18 protein-coding genes are annotated in these 21226 nt (G+C 59.5%); all 18 read left to right on the forward strand.

Annotation, left to right across the window (positions count from 1 at the left end; translation table 11 throughout):
- The first annotated feature begins 185 nt into the window (after positions 1 to 185).
- The 18 genes from GHO32_RS09700 to fliE all read left to right on the forward strand — a co-directional run bounded on the left by GHO32_RS09700 (position 186) and on the right by fliE (position 21226).
- Positions 186 to 1748: a sigma-54-dependent transcriptional regulator gene (locus GHO32_RS09700; RefSeq protein WP_048371457.1), complete on the forward strand. Its 1563-nt coding sequence runs from the start codon at positions 186 to 188 to the stop codon at positions 1746 to 1748.
- Between the two features lie 303 nt (positions 1749 to 2051).
- Positions 2052 to 2792 carry a flagellar basal body rod protein FlgF gene (locus GHO32_RS09705; protein ID WP_048371638.1) on the forward strand — a complete coding sequence of 247 codons (741 nt, stop codon included), beginning with the start codon at positions 2052 to 2054 and terminating at the stop codon, positions 2790 to 2792.
- A gap of 46 nt (positions 2793 to 2838) precedes the next feature.
- Entirely contained in the window at positions 2839 to 3624 is a 786-nt protein-coding gene (gene flgG / locus GHO32_RS09710) for a flagellar basal-body rod protein FlgG (RefSeq protein WP_048371455.1), read from the forward strand.
- 21 nt (positions 3625 to 3645) lie between these two features.
- Positions 3646 to 4341 (forward strand): flagellar basal body L-ring protein FlgH, encoded by a 696-nt coding sequence (gene flgH, locus GHO32_RS09715; protein WP_048371453.1) that lies wholly within the window; start codon positions 3646 to 3648, stop codon positions 4339 to 4341.
- A gap of 11 nt (positions 4342 to 4352) precedes the next feature.
- Positions 4353 to 5462, forward strand: coding sequence for a flagellar basal body P-ring protein FlgI (locus GHO32_RS09720; RefSeq protein WP_153336744.1), 1110 nt, complete (start codon positions 4353 to 4355; stop codon positions 5460 to 5462).
- Positions 5463 to 5472: 10 nt separating this feature from the next.
- The gene (gene flgJ, locus GHO32_RS09725) at positions 5473 to 6726 is read left to right on the forward strand and encodes a flagellar assembly peptidoglycan hydrolase FlgJ (RefSeq protein ID WP_153338216.1); all 1254 of its coding nucleotides are present in this window, start codon (positions 5473 to 5475) and stop codon (positions 6724 to 6726) included.
- A gap of 10 nt (positions 6727 to 6736) precedes the next feature.
- Entirely contained in the window at positions 6737 to 8782 is a 2046-nt protein-coding gene (flgK, locus tag GHO32_RS09730) for a flagellar hook-associated protein FlgK (RefSeq protein WP_123752022.1), read from the forward strand.
- Positions 8783 to 8796: 14 nt separating this feature from the next.
- On the forward strand, positions 8797 to 10386 hold the full coding sequence (locus GHO32_RS09735) for a flagellar hook-associated protein 3 (protein WP_153336183.1): 1590 nt from the start codon (positions 8797 to 8799) through the stop codon (positions 10384 to 10386).
- Positions 10387 to 10760: 374 nt separating this feature from the next.
- Positions 10761 to 11690 (forward strand): ketoacyl-ACP synthase III, encoded by a 930-nt coding sequence (locus GHO32_RS09740; protein WP_048386068.1) that lies wholly within the window; start codon positions 10761 to 10763, stop codon positions 11688 to 11690.
- A 307-nt stretch (positions 11691 to 11997) separates the two neighbouring features.
- Positions 11998 to 13482 (forward strand): flagellin, encoded by a 1485-nt coding sequence (locus GHO32_RS09745; RefSeq protein ID WP_153336184.1) that lies wholly within the window; start codon positions 11998 to 12000, stop codon positions 13480 to 13482.
- A gap of 72 nt (positions 13483 to 13554) precedes the next feature.
- Positions 13555 to 13905 (forward strand): flagellar protein FlaG, encoded by a 351-nt coding sequence (locus tag GHO32_RS09750; protein WP_153336185.1) that lies wholly within the window; start codon positions 13555 to 13557, stop codon positions 13903 to 13905.
- Between the two features lie 82 nt (positions 13906 to 13987).
- Entirely contained in the window at positions 13988 to 15349 is a 1362-nt protein-coding gene (gene fliD, locus GHO32_RS09755) for a flagellar filament capping protein FliD (RefSeq protein ID WP_153336186.1), read from the forward strand.
- Between the two features lie 96 nt (positions 15350 to 15445).
- Positions 15446 to 15841, forward strand: a complete 396-nt coding sequence (gene fliS / locus GHO32_RS09760; RefSeq protein WP_048371436.1) for a flagellar export chaperone FliS — start codon at positions 15446 to 15448, stop codon at positions 15839 to 15841.
- 18 nt (positions 15842 to 15859) lie between these two features.
- A complete protein-coding gene (locus tag GHO32_RS09765) occupies positions 15860 to 16153 on the forward strand; it encodes a hypothetical protein (protein WP_048371434.1) in 294 nt (97 codons plus the stop codon).
- Between the two features lie 179 nt (positions 16154 to 16332).
- Positions 16333 to 17808 (forward strand): sigma-54 dependent transcriptional regulator, encoded by a 1476-nt coding sequence (locus tag GHO32_RS09770; protein WP_153442825.1) that lies wholly within the window; start codon positions 16333 to 16335, stop codon positions 17806 to 17808.
- A 281-nt stretch (positions 17809 to 18089) separates the two neighbouring features.
- Entirely contained in the window at positions 18090 to 19235 is a 1146-nt protein-coding gene (locus GHO32_RS09775; protein WP_153336191.1) for a PAS domain-containing sensor histidine kinase, read from the forward strand.
- A 5-nt stretch (positions 19236 to 19240) separates the two neighbouring features.
- Positions 19241 to 20602 (forward strand): sigma-54 dependent transcriptional regulator, encoded by a 1362-nt coding sequence (locus GHO32_RS09780; RefSeq protein ID WP_153336192.1) that lies wholly within the window; start codon positions 19241 to 19243, stop codon positions 20600 to 20602.
- 291 nt (positions 20603 to 20893) lie between these two features.
- Positions 20894 to 21226: a flagellar hook-basal body complex protein FliE gene (fliE, locus tag GHO32_RS09785; protein WP_153336188.1), complete on the forward strand. Its 333-nt coding sequence runs from the start codon at positions 20894 to 20896 to the stop codon at positions 21224 to 21226.

A 21226-nucleotide genomic window follows, 5' to 3' on the forward strand; every position in this document is an offset into this window, starting at 1 on the left:
ATGGTGTGCGTATTCCGTAAATAATTCGTTACGACAGGGCAATTGAACTGTCATTCTTGCGTGAGTGATTGCAAAATCGTCAAAAAAACGTGACAGCAAAATGCTCTCCCGAACAAAAAAACACCCCTGTAGGAGCGAGCAAGCTCGCTCCTACAGTTAGCAGATCAATAGCCGAGCCTTGCCCCATGCGTATCAAAGTCCACTGCCAAAACCGGATTGGCATCCTGCGTGACATCCTCAACCTGTTGGTGGCCTACGGCATCAACGTCAAGCGCGGCGAGGTGGGCGGCGATCAGGGCAACGCGATCTATCTGTTTTGCCCTAACCTGATCAACCTTCAGTTTCAGGCGCTGCGCCCCAAGTTTGAAACCATTGCCGGGGTTTTTGGCGTCAAACGCGTAGGGCTGATGCCTAGCGAACGCAGGCACATGGAACTCAACGCCTTGCTCGGCGCGCTGGAATTCCCCGTGCTGTCCATCGACATGGGCGGCTCGATTGTGGCCGCCAACCGTGCAGCGGCGCAGTTGCTCGGCGTGCGCGTCGATGAAGTGCCGGGCATTGCCCTGTCACGCTACGCCGAAGACTTCGACTTGCCGGAGCTGGTACGGGCCAACAAATCGCGGATCAACGGCCTGCGGGTCAAGATCAAGGGGCATGTGTTCCTTGCTGACATCGCGCCGCTGCAACTGGAACACGATGACAGCGAAGCCATGGCTGGCGCGGTGCTCACCTTGCACCGGGCTGACCGTCTGGGTGAGCAGATCTATAACGTGCGCAAGCAGGAGTTGCGCGGCTTCGACAGTATTTTCCAAAGCTCAAAAGTCATGGCCGCCGTGGTCCGCGAAGCCCGACGTATGGCGCCGCTGGATGCACCTCTATTAATAGAAGGCGAAACCGGCACCGGCAAAGAATTGCTGGCGCGCGCCTGTCACTTGGCCAGCCCGCGTGGGCAATCGCCGCTGATGGCGCTCAACTGTGCCGGTTTGCCCGAGTCGATGGCCGAAACCGAGCTGTTTGGCTACGGGCCGGGTGCATTCGAAGGGGCGCGGGCCGAGGGCAAGCTGGGGCTGTTGGAGCTGACCGCAGGTGGCACGTTGTTTCTGGATGGCGTGGGCGAAATGAGCCCGCGCTTGCAGGTCAAATTGCTGCGCTTTCTGCAGGACGGTTGCTTTCGCCGTGTCGGCAGCGACGAAGAGGTCTACCTCGATGTGCGCGTGATGTGCGCCACGCAGGTGGATTTGTCTGAGCTGTGCGCCCGTGGCGAATTCCGTCAGGACCTTTACCACCGGCTTAACGTGCTGTCGTTGCACATCCCGCCGTTGCGCGATTGCCTGGATGGCCTTGAGCCGTTGGTCGAGCATTTTCTCGATCAGGCCAGTCGGCAAATTGGCTGTGCGTTGCCGCGCCTGGCCCCGGCGGCGATGGACCGCTTGAGCCACTACCATTGGCCGGGCAACGTGCGGCAATTGGAAAACGTGTTGTTCCAGGCGGTGTCGCTGTGCGATGGCGGTGTGGTCAAAGCCGAACACATCCGCTTGCCGGACTACGGCGTGCGCCAACCGTTGGGCGAATTCTCGATGGAAGGGGGTCTGGACCAAATCGTCGGCCGCTTTGAAAAAGCCGTGCTGGAGCGCCTGTACTCCGAACACCCAAGCAGCCGCCTGCTGGGCAAGCGCTTGGGCGTATCGCACACCACCATCGCCAACAAACTGCGCGAGCACGACATCATCAAGCCTGGTCGGGATTAAAAACGCGCAAAAACCTTGTGGGAGCGGGCTTGCTCGCGATTGGATCGACACGCAGTGTCAAGTACACCGAGTCGCTTGCATCGCGAGCAAGCCCGCTCCCACCGTTTTTTTGTGCCGAACAGGCCGCCCTTTGCCGCAACCGGCATAACCACGCCGGTTTGCCATTTCTGTGACGCCACATAACCCCCCTCAAGCCCCACGAGCACGGCCTTTTCACCGTCAATAAAAAGTTGGTGCGCAAATTGCTAGTACCCATTCAGTACAGCGGTGGGCGGCAAGCGTCCGTCAGGCAGAGGAATGAGTGTGGACAAGTACCTTTATGTGGCAATGACCGGCGCCAGTCAGAATGCTCTGGCGCAAAAGGCACATGCCAACAATCTGGCGAACATCTCAACCAACGGCTTTCAGCGCGATCTGGAACAGGCGCGTTCGATGCCGGTGTTTGGCGACAGCTTTCCTGCGCGGGCTTTTGCCATGACCGAGCGACCTGCCACGGATTTCACGCCGGGTGCACTGGTGCAAACCGGGCGTGACCTGGACATCGCCGTCAAAGGCGATGGCTGGCTGGCCGTGCAGGCGCCCGATGGCAGCGAAGCCTATGTGCGCACCGCCAGCATGAATGTCGACTCGCTGGGCATTCTGCGGGCCGGCAATGGCATGCCGGTCATGGGCAACGGCGGGCCGATCGCCGTGCCGCCGCAGCAGCAAATTGAAGTGGGCGAAGACGGCACCATCAGCATTCGCGCCATGGGCGAAGGCCCGCGCGTGATGGCTGAAGTGGACCGCATCAAGCTGGTTCAACCGGACCTGCGCTCCATGACTAAAGGCCTCGACGGCCTGATCCACACCGCCAACGGCCAGCCTGCGCCATTCGACGCCAATGTGCGGGTGACCTCCGGGTTTCTGGAGGCCAGCAACGTCAATGCCGTCGAAGAGATGACCTCGGTGCTGGCCCTGTCCAAGCAGTTCGAGTTGCACATCAAAATGATGAACACCGCCAAAGAAGACGACCAGGCCATGACTCGCGTCCTGGCCATGAGCTAATTACTGAAACGTTGCGCCGAAAAACCGGCGCACGAGGAGAGCACGCATGCTTCCGGCACTGTGGGTTGCAAAAACGGGTTTGGCTGCACAAGACACCAACCTGACGACAATTTCCAACAACTTGGCCAACGTCTCGACCACTGGCTTCAAGCGTGATCGTGCCGAGTTCCAGGACTTGCTCTACCAGATCAAACGCCAGCCCGGCGCGCAATCGACCCAAGACAGCGAGCTGCCTTCCGGCCTGCAACTGGGTACCGGTGTGCGCATTGTCGGCACGCAAAAGAACTTCACCGCCGGCAGCCTGCAAACCACCGAGCAGCCGCTGGACATGGCCATCAATGGCCGCGGGTTTTTCCAGATCATGCAGCCCGACGGGACAACGGCCTACACCCGTGACGGTACTTTCCACCTCGATTCCAACGGCCAGATCGTCACTGCCAGCGGTTTCACCCTGGAGCCTGCGATTGTCGTGCCTGCCGATGCCGAGACGTTCACCGTAGGTCAGGACGGCACCGTGTCGGTCACCGTGCCCGGCAACGCCGCTGCGCAGATCATCGGCAACCTGCAAACCGCCGACTTCATCAACCCGGCCGGCTTGCAGGCACAGGGCGGTAACCTGTTCCTTGAGACCGCGTCCAGCGGCGCGCCGCAAATCGGCACGCCGGGCCTGAACGGTTTCGGCACCACCATGCAGAACACCCTCGAAACCTCAAACGTCAGCACCGTTGAAGAGATGGTCAACATGATCACCACCCAACGCGCTTACGAGATGAACTCCAAAGTGATCTCCACCGCCGATCAAATGTTGTCGTTTGTGACGCAAAATCTGTAATTACGTGAAGCGGGAGAGGTCATGAAACGCTTTATTTCTGTTCTGGCACTGGGTGGCGTTACTTTTCTGGCGGGCTGTGTCAGCCCGCCGCCACGCCCTAATGATCCGTACTACGCCCCGGTACTGCCGCGCACACCGCTGCCGGCGGCGGCGAACAACGGCTCGATTTACCAGGCCGGTTTTGAACAGAACCTGTACAGCGACCGCAAGGCATTCCGGGTGGGTGACATCATCACCATCACCCTGAACGAGCGCACCCAGGCGAGCAAAAACGCCAACTCGGCCATCGGTAAAAACAGCAACACCAACATCGGCCTGACTTCGCTGTTCGGTGGCGGCATGACCACCAACAACCCGTTGGGCGGTGCCGACCTGAGCCTCAACGCAGGCTACAGCGGCAGCCGCGCCACCAAGGGCGACAGCAAGGCCGGGCAGGGCAACAGCCTGACCGGTTCGATCACCGTGACCGTGGCCGACGTTCTGCCTAACGGCATCATCGCCGTGCGCGGCGAGAAGTGGATGACCTTGAACACTGGCGACGAACTGGTGCGAATCGCCGGGTTGGTCCGGGCGGATGACATCTCTACCGACAACACCGTGTCCTCGACCCGCGTGGCCGATGCGCGCATTACCTACTCGGGGACAGGCTCGTTTGCCGATGCCAGCCAGCCGGGCTGGTTTGACCGCTTCTTCCTTAGCCCACTGTTTCCTTTCTGACCGGACCGACCATGCCGAACCTCAAGCACCTGCTGGCAGCCGTACTGCTGCTGTCGACAACCCTGGGCGCTCACGCCGAGCGGTTGAAAGACATCGCCAGCATTTCCGGCGTGCGCTCCAACCAACTGATTGGGTATGGCCTGGTGGTCGGGCTTAACGGCACGGGCGACCAGACCACGCAAACGCCGTTCACCCTGCAGACCTTCAACAACATGCTCTCGCAGTTCGGCATCAAAGTGCCACCGGGTTCGGGCAACGTGCAGTTGAAAAACGTCGCCGCGGTGTCAGTCAGCGCCGATTTGCCCGCGTTCGCCAAGCCGGGGCAGGTGATCGACATCACCGTGTCGTCCATCGGCAACTCGAAAAGCCTGCGCGGCGGCACGCTGTTGCTGACTCCGCTCAAGGGCATTGACGGCAACGTCTACGCCGTTGCCCAAGGCAACCTGGTGGTCGGTGGCTTTGACGCCGAAGGCCGTGACGGCTCGAAAATCACCGTTAACGTACCGTCAGCCGGGCGCATTCCGGGCGGTGCTTCGGTTGAGCGGGCCGTGCCCAGCGGTTTCAACCAAGGCAACAGCCTGACCCTGAACCTCAACCGTTCCGACTTCACCACCGCCAAGCGCGTGGTCGACAAAATCAACGACCTGCTGGGGCCGGGTGTGGCCCAGGCGATTGACGGCGGCTCGATCCGCGTCACCGCGCCCTTGGACCCCAGCCAGCGCGTTGACTACCTGTCGATTCTGGAAAACCTTGAAGTGGATCCGGGCCAGGCCGTGGCCAAGGTCATTATCAACTCGCGCACCGGCACCATCGTGATCGGGCAAAACGTCAAGGTATCGCCTGCGGCGGTGACCCACGGCAGCTTGACCGTGACCATTACCGAAGACCCGATCGTCAGCCAGCCGGGCCCATTGTCCAACGGCCAGACGGCGGTAGTGCCGCGTTCGCGGATCAACGCCCAGCAAGAAGCCAAGCCGATGTTCAAGTTCGGCCCGGGCACCACCCTCGACGAAATCGTCCGGGCGGTGAATCAGGTGGGCGCGGCGCCGGGGGATCTGATGGCGATCCTCGAAGCCCTGAAACAGGCCGGCGCCTTGCAAGCCGACCTGATCGTGATCTGAGGCCAACGGCATGGACATGCGTAAGAGTGGCGTCGTCAGTGACAGCGATTCGGGGGCGTTCAGCGACCTCAATCGTCTGAACAACCTGAAGGTGGGCGACCGTAACAGCGACGGCAATATGCGCAAGGTTGCGCAGGAATTCGAGTCGCTGTTCCTCAACGAAATGCTCAAGTCCATGCGTTCGGCCAACGAAGTGCTGGGCAAGGACAACCCGCTGAACACGCCTGCGGCCAAGCAGTATCAGGAAATGTACGACCAGCAACTGTCGGTGACTTTGTCACGCCAGGGCGGCGGCATTGGCCTGGCCGACGTGCTGATGCGCCAGATGTCGAAAAACCAATCGGTGGTGCCGGGTGACGTACCCGCCACGCCCGCTGTGGCCGCAGAAACCAAGGCCGCAGCGCCTGCGACCACCACCAACAGCCCGTTCGTGCGCTCCAACGGCCAGCGCGCTTTGTGGGCCGCGCGGGTGGCCACGCCTGCGGTCGATGGCGGGCACAAAAATGACATGGCGATGCTTAACCAGCGTCGTCTGGCGTTACCGAGCAAATTGACCGACCGCCTGTTGGCCGGGATTGTGCCGTCGGCTGATCCGGCGCGTTCCACCCTCAACACCAGCACCGTACCGGGCCGCACCAGCCCGGCGCTGGACGCGGTGATCAAGGGCAGCCGTCAACCGATGCTCAGCGCCTCCGGGGTGCACGGGCGCATGCAGATTTATGGCCGCGCCGTGGCCCAGCCGCCGTTGGCTCCGGCCAAGCAGGCCTTTGAATCGCCGGATGCATTCGTTGCCACCATGCTGCCGATGGCGCAGCAAGCAGCCGACCGAATCGGCGTCGACCCGCTGTACCTGGTCGCGCAAGCGGCACTGGAAACCGGCTGGGGCAAATCGGTGATGCGTCAACAAAACGGCAACAGCAGTTACAACCTGTTCGGCATCAAGGCCACCGGCAATTGGCAGGGCGCGCAGGCGCGGGCCATTACCAGTGAGTTTCGCGACGGGCAGATGGTCAAGGAGACGGCGGACTTCCGTTCCTACAACTCCTACCAAGACAGCTTCCACGACCTGGTGACCCTGCTGCAGAGCAACAATCGTTATAAAGATGTGCTCAACGCAGCCGATAAACCAGAGCAGTTTGTTCGTGAATTGCAGAAGGCCGGTTACGCGACCGACCCTGAGTACGCGAGCAAGATTTCGCAGATTGCCAAGCAAATGAAAACCTACCAGAGCTACGTCTCGACGGGTTCTCTCACGCATTTATAAGGTTTGAACCATGGCGAGTTTGATCAACATCGGGATGTCGGGGCTTAACGCCAGCCAAGGGGCCTTGGCAACCGTGGGCAATAACATTGCCAACGCCAATACCTCGGGCTACTCGCGTCAGCAAGTGGTGCAGAGCAGCGCGGGCTCGCAACAGGTGAGCGGGGTGTTTATCGGTACCGGGACCACCCTGGCCGACGTGCGCCGGGTGTACAACTCCTACCTCGACGCCCAGTTGCAAGCCACCACATCGCTCAACGGCGACGCCCAGGCGTATCTCGACCAGATCGGCTCGATCGACAAACTGCTCTCGGACAAAAGCACCGGTGTGTCGTCGGCGCTGAACAGCTTTTTCGCCTCCTTGCAGACAGCGGCCGGGGCGCCAGGTGACAGTTCCACGCGGCAATTGCTGCTGACCAATGCGCAAACCCTGAGCAACCGCTTCAATTCGATTTCGACTCAACTCAACCAGCAAAACGACGGCATCAACAGCCAGCTGGACACCCTGACCTCGATGGTCAACCAGCACACAGCCACCATTGCCTCGCTGAACAAGCAAATTGCCCAGGCCACCACCGCAGGCAACACTCCCAACGACCTGATGGATGCTCGCAACGAAGCGGTGCGCACCCTCAACGAGTTGGTCGGGGTGTCGGTTCAAGAGCACGACAACGTGTACGACATCACCCTCGGCACCGGTCAGGCGCTGGTGCAGGGCAATACCTCGAACACCTTGTCGGCGGTGCCCAGCAAAACCGACAAAAGCCAGTTCAGCATCCAGATCAACTACCCGCAGTCCAGCTCCGACGTCACTTCGGTGCTCACCGGCGGCAAAATCGGCGGCCTGCTGCGTTATCGCGAAGACGTGCTGGCTCCGTCCATCAATGAACTGGGGCGCACGGCCATTGTGTTGGCCGATGCCTTCAACCAGCAGTTGGGGCAGGGGCTGGACGCCAACGGTGAGTTTGGCTCGTCTCTGTTCAGCAGCATCAACAGCGACAAGGCCATCAGCCAGCGCAGCCTGGCCGCGACTGGCAACAGCGCAGGCTCGGGCAACCTCGATGTAAAAATTACCAACAGCGGCGCACTGACCACCTACGACTATCAGGTCACGTTCACCAGCGACAACGAGTACACGGTCAAGCGCTCGGACGGCACCAACATGGGCGCCTTCAAGCTCGATCAAGACCCGCCGGCGGTGATCGACGGCTTCAGCATGAGCCTCAATGGCGGCGCGTTGAGCAAGGGCGACAGCTTCAAAGTCAGCCCCACCGCCAATGGCGCCAGCAGCCTCAACGTGCAAATGACCGATGCCAGTAAATTGGCGTTCGCCGGGCCTTTGGTGGCCGTTAAAGGCGGCTCCAACAGCGGCACCGGCGCGGCGAGCGGCCTGAGCCTGTCGCAAGCGCTGAATATTTATGGCGGCGCGGACTTGGGCAAAGCGCAAAGCGAAATCGAAGGTGCGATGCCGGTGCGCATTGCCTTTGACGAAGCCAGCGGCGGTACTCAGGGCTATCGCATCCTCAATGAAAAGGGCGAGAAGATCGGCGAAGGCACCATCGTTCCGGGCCAGGACAACAAAGTCACGATCAAGGTGCCGGTGCTTGATGCCTCGGGCGCGGCGGTGACCAACCCGGACGGCACGCCGAAAACCGTCAACTTCGACACCACCCTCAGCGGCTCCCCGGCCAAAGGGGACAGCTTTGATATTCGCTTCAACAAGGACGGCAAGGCGGACAACAGCAACGCCAACCAGCTGTTGGGCCTGCAAACCAAACAGACCGTGGGCGTGACCGGCGGTGGAGGCGGGGCGAGCCTCGGCACCTCGTACAGCCAGTTGGTCTCCAAGGTCGGCGGCAAAGCCAGCCAGGCCAGCGTCGACGGCACCGCCAACACGGCCGCCCTGGCGTACGCCACGCAAACCCGCAACTCGGTGTCGCAGGTCAACCTGGACGAAGAAGCCTCCAACCTGGTCAAGTTCCAGCAGTACTACACCGCATCGTCGCAAATCATCAAAGCGGCGCAAGAAACCTTCAGCACGCTGATCAACAGTCTTTAAGGGAGCACTCGACGATGCGTATTTCCACTGCCCAGTTTTTTGAGTCGACCAGCACCACCTACCAGAACAACTTCTCGTCGGTGATCAAGACCCAGCAGCAGATCGACTCTGGCGTGCGCATCCAGACCGCTGCCGATGATCCGGTGGGCGCCGCACGTTTGCTGCAACTGCAGCAGCAAAAGGACATGCTGGGCCAGTACTCCGCCAACATGGACAGCATCAAGTCGTCGCTGAGCAACCAGGAAAGCGTGCTCGACAGCATCAATAACTCCCTGCAAAAAGCCGGTGAGCTGGCGCTGCGGGCGGGCGGTCTGACCAACGACGCCGACCGCTTGGCGGTGGCCAACGAACTGGGCAGCATCGAAGATCAGGTGTTCAGCCTGCTCAACAGCAAAGATTCCGCGGGCAACTACATGTTCTCGGGCTCCAAGACCGACACCCAGCCGTACATCCGCAACAACGATGGCACCTACACCTATCAGGGCGATGACACTCAGCTCAACCTCAAGGTTTCGGACACTCTGACCCTGGCGGGCAGCGACACGGCCAAAAGCTTTATGGAGAACTCGGTGAACACCGGGCGCACCCAGAGCACCTTGCAGCCGATGCTCGACCCGGACGGCGCGGTGGTGCCGGACAAGGGCGTGGTTGCGGTGTCATCGGGTCTGGTGACCTCCAGCGCGGTGTTCAACAAGAGCTTTGCCGCAGGCCAGCCGTATACCCTGGAATTCACCAGCAGCACCCAATACACCCTCAAAGATGCCGACGGCAAAGACGTGACCTCGGAGATCCCGGGCAACGGCGTGTTCGATTCGACCAAAGAGGGCGCGCACAGCATCAGCCTGCGCGGGGTGTCCTTTGACATCAACCTGAACCTCAAGGACATTGCCCCGACCGACCAGGACGCGGCGGTCAAGGGCCATACCTTCACCCTGCAAGCCAAGCCCGACACCTTCAATGCCTCGCGCACCCCGAGCAACAGCTCGACGGCGCAAATCACCGGTTCCAACGTGAGCAACGCGGGCACCTACAGCGACAGCTTTCCGAGCAATGGTGCGGTGATCAAGTTCACCAGCGCCACCGAGTACGAGGTCTACGCACAGCCGCTGACCGACAGCAGCAAGTCGATTGCCAAGGGCACCCTGGCCGATGGCTCGCTGGAGGCTATGGGCGTCAAATTTGACTTCACCGGCACCCCGGCCTCGGGCGACCAGTTTGTCGTCAGCAACAACAACCACCAGAGCCAGAGCGCGCTGGACACCATTAGCGAGCTGCGCAAGGCGTTAGTGGTGCCGAGTGAAAAAGACGTGGCGGCTTCGCGCATGCAGCGTGACGCAATCAACACCGCGATTGGCAACCTGAAAAACGCCAGCGCCAGCATCGATACCGCACGCGGCTCAATCGGTGCGCGATTGAACGCGGTGGACATTCAATTCGACGAAAACACCAGCATGGGCCTGGCCAACGACTCCACCACCGCGGCCATCGGCAACACCGACACCGCGAGCGCGGCCACCCAACTGGCCTTCCAGAAATCCATGCTCGAAGCCTCGCAACTGGCGTTCGTCAAAATCTCCCAGCTCAGCCTGTTCAACCAGCTGTGATCTAAACCCGTAGTCGCTGACGAGGCACGAGGCACGAGGCACGAGGCTGCGATGGGTTGCGAAGCGACCCCCGTTTTGGCGGTCCTGCGGCCCGCATCGCAGCCTCGTGCCTCGACAGCGACTACAACTTCTCTGAAATCTTTTGTATAAAACCACACAAATTAGAGTGACCTATGAGTCACAACGCGCATCTTCACTGTATCGTGTGAAACGTTTGGGCGGGCGCCGGGCTATTTTCAGCTGATTTGTGTGGTTTTTTGCAGGTGTCAGGTGCCCATTTCGCCGCTGTTTTTGCGCGACGAAGCCCTCTTATTGTCAACGCCCCTCGGTTAGCTGAGCGGGTGATCTCCAGCTATTAGTATTGGGAAGCCACAATGATTGGCATTAAAAGCATCGCCAGTTACGTGCCTGCAAACGGCGTAGACAACTACGCTCAGGGCGCGAAGTTCTCCAAGGACGAAGACTTCATTCTGGGCAAGATTGGCTCGGCCTTCTTGCCGCGTAAAGATGCTGACCAGGAAACCTCAGACCTGTGCGTAGAAGCCGTCAACGCACTGTTCGCCAACAACCCGCAGCTCTCGCGTGAATCCATCGACGCGCTGATCGTCGTCACCCAGAACGGTGACGCCGAAGGCCTGCCGCACACCGCCGCCATCGTGCAAGACAAGCTGGGCCTGCCTACCCACGTGGCCGCGTTCGACATCTCTCTGGGCTGCTCGGGCTACGTCTATGGCATCTACGCCATGAAAGGCTTTATGGAAGCCGCGGGCCTGAAAAACGGCTTGCTGGTGACCGCCGACCCGTACTCCAAAATCGTCGACCCTGAAGACCGCAACACCACCATGCTGTTTGGCGACGCCGCCACCGCCACCTGGATGGGCGAAGACGCCACCTGGCAGTTGGGCAAAGCCAAATTCGGCACCGACGGCTCGGGCGCACCGCACCTGAAAGTCAGCGATGGCGTGTTCTTTATGAACGGCCGCCAGGTGTTCAACTTCGCTCTGGTCAAAGTCCCGGCGCACCTGCACGAACTGCTGGACGAGTCCGAACTCAAAGCCACAGACATCGACGCGTTTTGCATCCACCAGGGCAGCGCAGCGATTGTTGACGCCGTGGCCCGTCGTTTTGAAGAAAGCGAGCCAGAGAAATTCATCAAAGACATGGTCGAGACCGGCAACACCGTGTCCTCGAGCATCCCGTTGCTGCTGGAAAAACACGTGATGGACGCCGCCTGGAAGCGCGTCGCGCTGAGCGGGTTCGGTGTGGGCCTGTCGTGGGGCTCGGCGATCATCTATCGCGACTAAACACTCGCTTGAAACACAAAACGCCCAAGGCCGCAAAGCCTTGGGCGTTTTGCGTTCCATCGCCTCTGTAGGAGCGAGCTCGCCTCGCGATCTTTTAGAAGATCAACAGATCGCGAGGCAAGCTCGCTCCTACAGGCAACGCGCAACCCCTTGAAACACAAGGCATGAAACCCCGCCTGTAAAAAAAATCAAAAAAGCCCTCAAGCATCCTGCCATCACGACGATAACTATTACGAAGGTTCTCTAGGCCACACCCGGCGGTTGCCAGGGCCGGAAGCCGCAGTATTTATCTAATGAGGATTTCGTCATGGCTTTATCCGTAAACACCAACGTCACGTCCCTGACCGTTCAGAAAAACCTGAACAAAGCCGGTGATGCGCTGAGCACCTCGATGACCCGTCTGTCTTCCGGCCTGAAAATCAACAGCGCCAAAGACGACGCCGCTGGCCTGCAGATGGCCAACCGTCTGACCTCGCAGACCAAAGGCATGACCGTAGCGATTGCCAACGCCAACAACGCCAGCTCGATTGCACAGACCGCTGAAGGCGCGATGCAAGAGTCGACCAACATTCTGCAACGTCTGCGTGAACTGGCCCTGCAAGCGTCCAACGGTGACAAAAGCGCCGACGACCGTGCTGCCCTGCAGCAAGAATTCACGGCAAAAACTGGTGAACTGACCCGTATTGCCCAAACCACCACTTTCGGTGGCCGTAACATCCTGGACGGTTCGTTCCAGAACCAATCCTTTCAGGTCGGCGCGGATGCTAACCAGACCATCACCTTCGGCATGAGCGACATCAGTGCTGCATCGTTGAAGGGTACTTCGAGCGAAGCATCCATTTCGGGTACCAAGACCTCGTTGACGGCTTCGGTAACGGGTCAGGCTGTGACTTATCCTGGTGCTGCTGATGGTACTGCGGGGTTGGGCAGTGCTGCAGATATCAAAATCAATGGCACTACCATTAAATTGACAGCCGCTTTGGCTGATGCGACAGCAGTTGCTGGTGAAATTAACAAGGCGACTGCTGATAGCGCTGACACACCACCTGTACCTGGTACCGGGGTTAAAGCAACAGTAGTAGAAGGTCGTCTGCAGTTGACTTCGCTTGACGGTAAATCCATCAAGCTGGAAAACGGTGACGGTGCTGATGGTGCAGGTGCACTGAGCAAGATCGGCCTGGCAGCCGGCACGAGCGCTCCTAAGCTTGCCGAAGCGTCCTCTATCAACCTGAACGGTACCGATATCAAATTCGCTGCCAATTCGTCCATTGCTGATGTTGTTTCGTCCATCAACAGTGCAAGCACCGGCGTAACAGCCAGTCTGAAGGATGATGGCACACTGAGTCTGTTCTCCACCAAGGACATCAAGGTTGGCAATGGCAGCACCGCATCGGGTCTGAAAGAGTTGGGTCTGGATGCTGCTGCCGCTGTTGGTACTGCGCCGAATCTTGGTGTTACAAAAGCCGTCAGCCAAGAATCCAGCGTTGCTGACTTGAGCATTCTGGACGCCAACTCGGCTCAGAAAACCATCCAGGCGCTGTCGGGTGCGATCGAGCAGATCGATACTCAACGTGCTGCACTGGGTGCCGTACAAAACCGTTTCGACAGCACCGTGGCCAACCTGCAAAGCATCTCCGAGAACTCGACCGCTGCTCTGGGCCGTGTTCAGGACACTGACTTCGCATCCGAAGCTGCTCAGCTGACCAAGCAACAAACCCTGCAACAGGCGTCCACTGCGATCCTGTCCCAGGCGAACCAGCTGCCATCCGCTGTGATGAAGCTGCTTCAGTAATTTCAGCGCACGGTTGATAACGGAAGGGCGCGTTTACGTGCCCTTTTGTTTTTTCAGTGGTGAGGTGATGACATGGACATGAGCATCAAACTGAATTCCGCCTACCCAACCGCCGTCGGGCCGTCCAGCCCCGCGCCAGCACCAGCCGCCATTGCCAGGGCTGATGCCAGTGACATCGTGCCGCCAGGCAAGCCGCCTGAGCGTATCGAGGTTGAAAAAGCGGTCAGTGATTTACGCGACTTCGCGCAGTCTCACCAGCGTCAGCTGGATTTTTCGATTGATGACACCACCGGCATCATGGTGGTCAAGGTCATCGCCACCCAAAGCGGTGAAGTGATTCGCCAGCTACCTTCAGAAGTGGCCCTTAAGTTGGCGCAAAATCTGGCAGACCCCAACAGCCTGCTTTTTAACGCCAGCGCTTGAAGGTGGCATGAAATGTGATGGTGTTTGTGGCTTCGCTGTTCTTAGCCAATAAAGCGACAGCCACCGAACAAGGAGAATAAAGATGGCCAGTTCAACGATTACCGGCGTCGGTTCGGGTTTCGATACGGTAGGGATCGTCAAAGCGTTGGTGGATGCTGAAAAAGCCCCCAAGCAGGCGCAAATAACCAAGCTGCAAACCACGACCACCACTCAGCTGTCTGCGGTGGGCACGGTCAAGGCGTCGCTTGAAACGTATCGTACGGCCATCGCCAAACTCAACACGGAAGCCAGTTTCAACGGGCTTGCGGGTACTTCTTCTGACGAGAAAATTTCCAAAGTCACTCTGGGCGATAAAGCCGCAAGCGGTACCTATGCGCTTAACGTTACGCAATTGGCGACGGCCTCAAAGGTCACCAGCAAGGTGTTCGAAGGCAGCTCTGCCGTGGTGAACTCCAGCGGCAAAGACACCACGCTGACCATTTCGCAGTCCGATAGCAGCTACGACGTCAAGGTCCCGGCGGGTGCGACAATGCAGCAGACCCGTGACGCGATCAACACGCAGCTGCAGTCCAAGGGCATCAGTGCCAACGTGCTGACCGACGCCAACGGCTCGCGTCTGGTCATCAGCTCGCAAACCACCGGTAAGGGCACGGACATTACCCTCAGTGGCGATTCCGAGCTGGCAACTGGCTATGACGCCGGAAAACCGCCGGTCAACGCCGAGTACACCATCGACAACATTGCCATGGAGTCCAAGAGCAACAAGATCACCTCGGCCATCAGTGGTGTGAGCCTTGAGTTGCTGGACACCAAGCCGTCGACCATTACCGTAGCGTCTAACACCACCACTTTGAAAACGTCGGTGCAGTCGTTTGTCAGTGCCTACAACGCACTGATGACCAGCATCAACACCCAGACCAAGGTAACGGCAACCGGTGATGCGGCCACGACCACAACCGGTGCGTTGACCGGTGATTCGTCAATGCGCCAATTGGTCAACGGCATTCGTAGCGAGCTGTTGCAAAACTCCGGCGGTTCCACCGTGGGCAACCTGGCGCAAATGGGCATCAGTACCGATCAGAAAACCGGTTTGCTGACCCTCGATGACACCAAGTGGAACGCCGCAGTGGCGACCCCCAATGGTCCGACCGAGATTGCCAAGGTGTTCACCGGCGACACCGGTTTGATCACGCGCATGACCAAGGCCACGGACAGTTATGTCGGCACCAGCGGGTTGCTGACCACCCGTGCCGCCGACTTGAACACCAAGTTGACCGATCTGACCGAGCAGCAAAAAGCGCTGGACAGCCGCATGGACACGCTGAAAACCACGCTGACCGCCAAATACACGGCGATGGACGGCCTGATCGCGAAGATCAACGCCAGCAGTTCCAGCATCATGACCACGCTTAACTCGCTGAATAACCCCAAGTCGGATAGTTGATGTTCTGGGCGCCTGATGCGGCTTGAGCGCTAAAGCTTTGAGCCCCGGCGCCGACATAAGAAGTAAGACTTAGCCCATTTGTGATGAGGTAGAAACATGAACCCGATGCGCGCCCTTCGTCAGTATCAGAAGGTCAATTCCCACGCTCAAATCTCTGAAGCCAGCCCTCATCGCTTGATTCAAATGCTGATGGAAGGCGGTCTGGAGCGCATGGCCCAGGCCAAAGGTGCGTTGAGTCGTGGTGATATCCCGCAGAAGGCACTGTTGCTGACCAAAGCCGTCGACATTATTGGCGGTTTGCGCCAAGGCCTGGATGCTGACAAGACCGACGACAAGGCGGCGCTGCAGCAACTCGATGACCTCTATGAATACATGGCCGTGCGTCTGACCCAGGCCAATATCAAAAACGATCCTGAAATCATCGACGAAGTCGCGCGCCTGCTGATCACGGTGAAAAGCGGCTGGGACGAGATCGCCCCGCAATCAATCTAATGGCCTGAGGAGTGCGTCATGAGCCAGCTGCAACGAATTCAAGAAACCCGCGACGCGCTGATCGATGCCCTGGCCGCGCGCAATTGGGATGCCATCGGCGAGCTGGACTCGGCGTGCCGTGAATGTGTTGAGACAGTACTCGACGAACGCCCGCTGGATGAAGCGGTGCTACGCGAAAATCTGGAGGGGTTGTTAGTGGTGTATCGCATGCTGCTGGAGGCTGCTACCGATGAGCGGCAACTGGTAGTCGAGCAAATGGCGCAGATCAACCAAGCAAAAAATGCTTCAAAGGTTTACCATTTGTTTGGTTAAGGCATAAGAAGTATAGGGTTAATCCGTTGTTGCGGCGTCATAAATTTGACTGTGTATGTTTTTTTGACTTAACTAGTACGTATTCTGTTTCAGTCGCCTCACACATCCAACAGGATCGAGGCGGCTAGTGTGCTCCACATTATCCGGAGCGCTGAGTTGACTAGGGAAGTTGCTATTGCATGTGGCGTGAAACCAAAATTCTGCTGATCGATGACGATAGCGTCCGCCGCCATGACTTGGCGGTAATTTTAAGTTTTCTCGGCGAAGAGAATTTAACCAGCCCTAGTCACGAGTGGGAGCAGGCGGTTACAGGCTTGTCGTCCAGCCGTGAAGTGCTCTGCGTGCTGATTGGCACGGTGAGCGCTGCTGGCGGAATTTCAAGCCTGCTTAAGACACTCGCAGCCTGGGATGAGTTCCTGCCCATTCTGCTTTTAGGTGATATTTCTTCGACCGAGCTGCCCGACGACCAGCGTCGCCGTGTGCTGTCCAGTCTCGAAATGCCGCCCAGCTACAGCAAATTGCTCGATTCGCTGCACCGTGCCCAGGTCTATCGTGAAATGTACGATCAGGCCCGTGAGCGCGGTCGGCATCGTGAACCCAACCTGTTCCGCAGCCTTGTCGGCACCAGCCGGGCAATCCAGCACGTGCGCCAGATGATGCAGCAAGTGGCCGACACCGACGCCAGCGTGTTGATCCTCGGCGAGTCCGGGACCGGCAAGGAAGTGGTCGCGCGCAACCTGCATTACCATTCCAAGCGCCGCGATGCGCCGTTTGTGCCGGTTAATTGCGGGGCGATCCCGGCCGAACTGCTTGAAAGTGAGCTGTTCGGCCATGAGAAGGGCGCGTTCACCGGGGCCATCACCAGCCGCGCCGGGCGTTTCGAACTGGCCAATGGCGGCACGCTGTTCCTCGATGAAATCGGCGACATGCCGCTGCCGATGCAGGTCAAACTGCTGCGGGTGTTGCAGGAACGCACCTTTGAGCGCGTGGGCAGCAACATAACCCAAAGCGCCGATGTGCGGATCATTGCGGCCACTCATAAAAACCTCGAAAGCATGATCGAGGTCGGCGCCTTCCGCGAAGACTTGTACTACCGCCTCAACGTGTTCCCGATTGAAATGGCCCCTTTGCGTGAGCGGGTGGAAGACATTCCGCTGCTGCTCAACGAGCTGATTTCACGCATGGAACACGAAAAGCGCGGCTCGATCCGCTTTAACTCGGGCGCCATCATGTCCCTGTGCCGCCACGCCTGGCCGGGCAACGTCCGCGAGCTGGCCAACCTGGTTGAGCGCATGGCGATCATGCATCCCTATGGCGTGATTGGCGTGGCAGAGCTGCCGAAAAAATTCCGTTATGTCGACGATGAAGACGAGCAGTTGGTCGACAGCTTGCGCAGTGACATGGAAGAGCGCGTCGCCATCAACAGCCACACGCCGGACTTCACCACCGGCGCGATGCTGCCGCCCGAAGGCCTGGACCTCAAGGACTACCTGGGCGGGCTGGAACAAGGTTTGATCCAGCAAGCGCTGGACGACGCCAACGGCATCGTCGCCCGCGCGGCCGAGCGCCTGCGGATCCGTCGTACCACCCTGGTTGAAAAAATGCGCAAATACGGTATGAGCCGCCGCGAAGGCGAAGAGCAGGGCGACGACTAACCCCGCCCTAACTGTAGGAGCGAGCTTGCTCGCGATCTTTTGATCTTTAAAACAAAAGCTCGCGAGCAAGCTCGCTCCTACAAGGTCCAGTTCAATCCTTTGATCTGCATCAACACAATCCCCTTCAGTTCGGCAATGTTATTTTTCGGGCACGGGTATTGCTTTGCTTGGGTTAACGAACCGTTTTATGACGGTCAGCCAAGCGAGAACGTCCCATGCCCCACGCCGCCCAACAGTCCTCGGTCCCTGATCTCGCAGGGGCTGCCGCGTCTCTGAGCAACATGCCCGCCAACGCGGCGCAGCTTGAGCAGGCGTTCTCGCTGTTCAATCAGATGTCGACCCAGTTGACCGACTCCTACAGCCTGCTGGAAGCCCGGGTTGCCGAGCTTAAAGGCGAGCTGGCGCTGGCCGGTGAGCGGCGCGTGGCTGAGCTGGCAGAAAACCAGCGGCTGGCCAATCGCTTGCAGCACCTGCTGGACTTGCTGCCTGGCGGCGTTATCGTGATCGATGATCGCGGCCTGGTCAGTGAGGCCAACCCGGCGGCGTGCGAGTTGTTGGGGTTGCCGCTGCAAGGTGAATTGTGGCGCCAGGTAATTGCCCGCTGCTTCGCGCCGCGTGAAGACGATGGCCATGAAATCTCGCTCAAAGACGGCCGTCGCCTGTCGATTGCCACCCGCTCGCTGGACCCGGAGCCGGGGCAACTGGTGTTGCTCAACGACCTGACAGAAACCCGGCGCTTGCAAGATCAGTTGTCCCGGCACGAACGGTTGTCGTCGCTGGGGCGCATGGTCACCTCCCTCGCGCATCAGATCCGCACGCCCTTGTCGGCGGCGTTGATCTACGCCAGCCATTTGACTGAACAAACGCTGCCGGTCGAAACCCAGCAGCGCTTTGCCGGGCGCTTGAAAGAGCGCCTGCACGAATTGGAACACCAGGTGCGCGACATGCTGGTGTTTGCCCGTGGCGAACTGCCGCTGGCGGATCGGGTTTCCCCCAAAGCCTTGATGCAGGCATTGCAGGCAGCGGCACAGCCCCACGTTGAGGGTGTGTCAATGCGTTGGCAGTGCGATGTGCACGGCGGGTTGGTGCTGTGCAACCGCGACACGCTGGTGGGCGCGCTGCTCAACCTCATCGAAAACGCCCTGCAAGCCGGTGCGGTGCGCCTCAAGGTGCACTTGTATGCCCGCGACAACCAGCTGCGCCTGTGCGTGAGCGACAGCGGCAGCGGCATCGAACCCAAAGTGCTGGAGCGCTTGGGCGAACCTTTTTTCACCACCAAGGCCACCGGCACCGGGCTCGGTCTGGCTGTGGTCACCGCCGTGGTGCGTGCGCACCAGGGTGATCTGGGCTTACGTTCGCGGCTGGGGCGAGGCACCTGTGCCTTGCTCAGCTTGCCGCTGATTGCCGTTGCAGGGGAGGCTAACTGATGGCGATGCAAATCAAAGTGCTACTGGTCGAGGATGACCGCGCCTTGCGTGAAGCGCTGGCCGACACGCTGTTGTTGGCCGGCCACGACTTCAAGGCCGTCGGTTCCGGCGAAGAAGCATTGCAAGCGGTGGCGGGCGAAGCCTTCAGCCTGGTGGTCAGCGACGTCAACATGCCGGGCATGGACGGCCACCAACTGCTGGGCCGCCTGCGCGCCAGCCATCCGCAGTTACCGGTGCTGTTGATGACCGCCCACGGCGCGGTAGAGCGTGCCGTCGATGCCATGCGTCAAGGTGCGGCGGATTACTTGGTCAAGCCGTTTGAACCCAAAGCCTTGCTTGATCTGGTGGCACGCCATGCGCTGGGCAGCCTGGGCGCGGCAGACAGCGAAGGCCCGGTGGCGGTTGAACCGGCCAGTACGCAGCTGTTGGCGCTGGCGGCGCGGGTGGCTAAAAGTGACTCGACGGTGTTGATTTCCGGGGAGTCGGGCACCGGTAAAGAAGTGCTGGCGCGTTACATCCACCAGCATTCCAGCCGGATCAATCAGCCGTTCGTGGCGATCAACTGCGCGGCGATCCCGGACAACATGCTCGAAGCCACCTTGTTCGGTCACGAAAAAGGCTCGTTTACCGGCGCCATTGCAGCGCAGGCGGGCAAGTTCGAACAGGCCGATGGCGGCACCTTGTTGCTCGACGAAATCTCGGAAATGCCCCTGGGCCTGCAAGCCAAGTTGCTGCGGGTGTTGCAGGAACGTGAAGTCGAGCGCGTGGGCGGGCGCAAGCCGATTGCCCTGGATATCCGCGTGATCGCCACCACCAACCGTGACCTGGCCGGGGAAGTGGCGGCGGGGCGCTTCCGCGAAGATTTGTACTATCGGTTGTCGGTGTTCCCGCTGGCCTGGCGCCCGTTGCGCGAACGCACCGCCGATATCGTGCCGCTGGCCGAGCGGCTGCTGGCCAAGCACATCAGTAAAATGAAGCATGCCCCGGTGCGTTTCTCGGCGCAGGCTCAGGCGTGCCTGGTGGGTTACCCGTGGCCGGGCAACGTGCGTGAACTGGACAACGCGATTCAGCGGGCGCTGATCCTGCAACAAAGCGGCTTGATTGAAGCGGCCGACTTCTGCCTGGCCGGGCCGGTAACGTATGCGCCGCTGCCTGCGGTGGCGCCGGTCGAGTCGTCCGGCGCGTTGGGCGACGACCTGCGCCGCCATGAGTTTGAAATGATCATCGACACCTTGCGTGCCGAGCGCGGTCGGCGCAAAGAAGCGGCCGAGCGTCTGGGCATCAGCCCGCGCACCTTGCGCTACAAGCTGGCGCAAATGCGTGATGCGGGGATGGATGTTGAGGCGTACTTGTTTGCCGCAACCTGAAAAACCCCTCACCCCAACCCTCTCCCGGAGGGAGAGGGAGCTTTATCTCGGGTGTTTCTGGATTCAGAGCAAGACTTGCAGATTGCAGCAAAGCACCGGCATCCCCCGGTCAGTTCCCTCTCCCTTCGGGAGAGGGCCAGGGAGAGGGGCTTTTGATGTTCAACCTATCCTTTGCGATGTTTTGTAACGTTAATCGTGCGAAAACGACAAAGAGCTGGCACCCTTGTTGCTATACCTCACTACGAGCAGTGAAAGTGTCAAAAAAATGCAGGTCGGCGGAGGCCATTGTCCATGAGCCAAGGTATTGAATTTAATCGATTGATGTTGGATATGCGGGCCATGCAAATGGACGCCATGGCTCAACCCAAATCGGCTGTGCAGGCTGCTCCGCAAGCGGGTGCACCGAGCTTCTCCGACATGCTCGGCAACGCGATCAACAAGGTCAGCGAGACGCAGCAAGCGTCGTCTCAGCTGTCCAACGCGTTCGAAATCGGTAAAAGCGGTGTCGACCTGACCGACGTGATGGTGGCCTCACAAAAGGCCAGCGTGTCTTTCCAGGCGATCACGCAAGTGCGTAACAAGCTGGTTCAGGCGTACCAAGACATCATGCAGATGCCGGTTTAA

It is taken from the genome of Pseudomonas sp. FSL R10-2189, assembly GCF_009600325.1.
GTDB classification, from domain to species: Bacteria; Pseudomonadota; Gammaproteobacteria; order Pseudomonadales; family Pseudomonadaceae; genus Aquipseudomonas; species Aquipseudomonas helleri.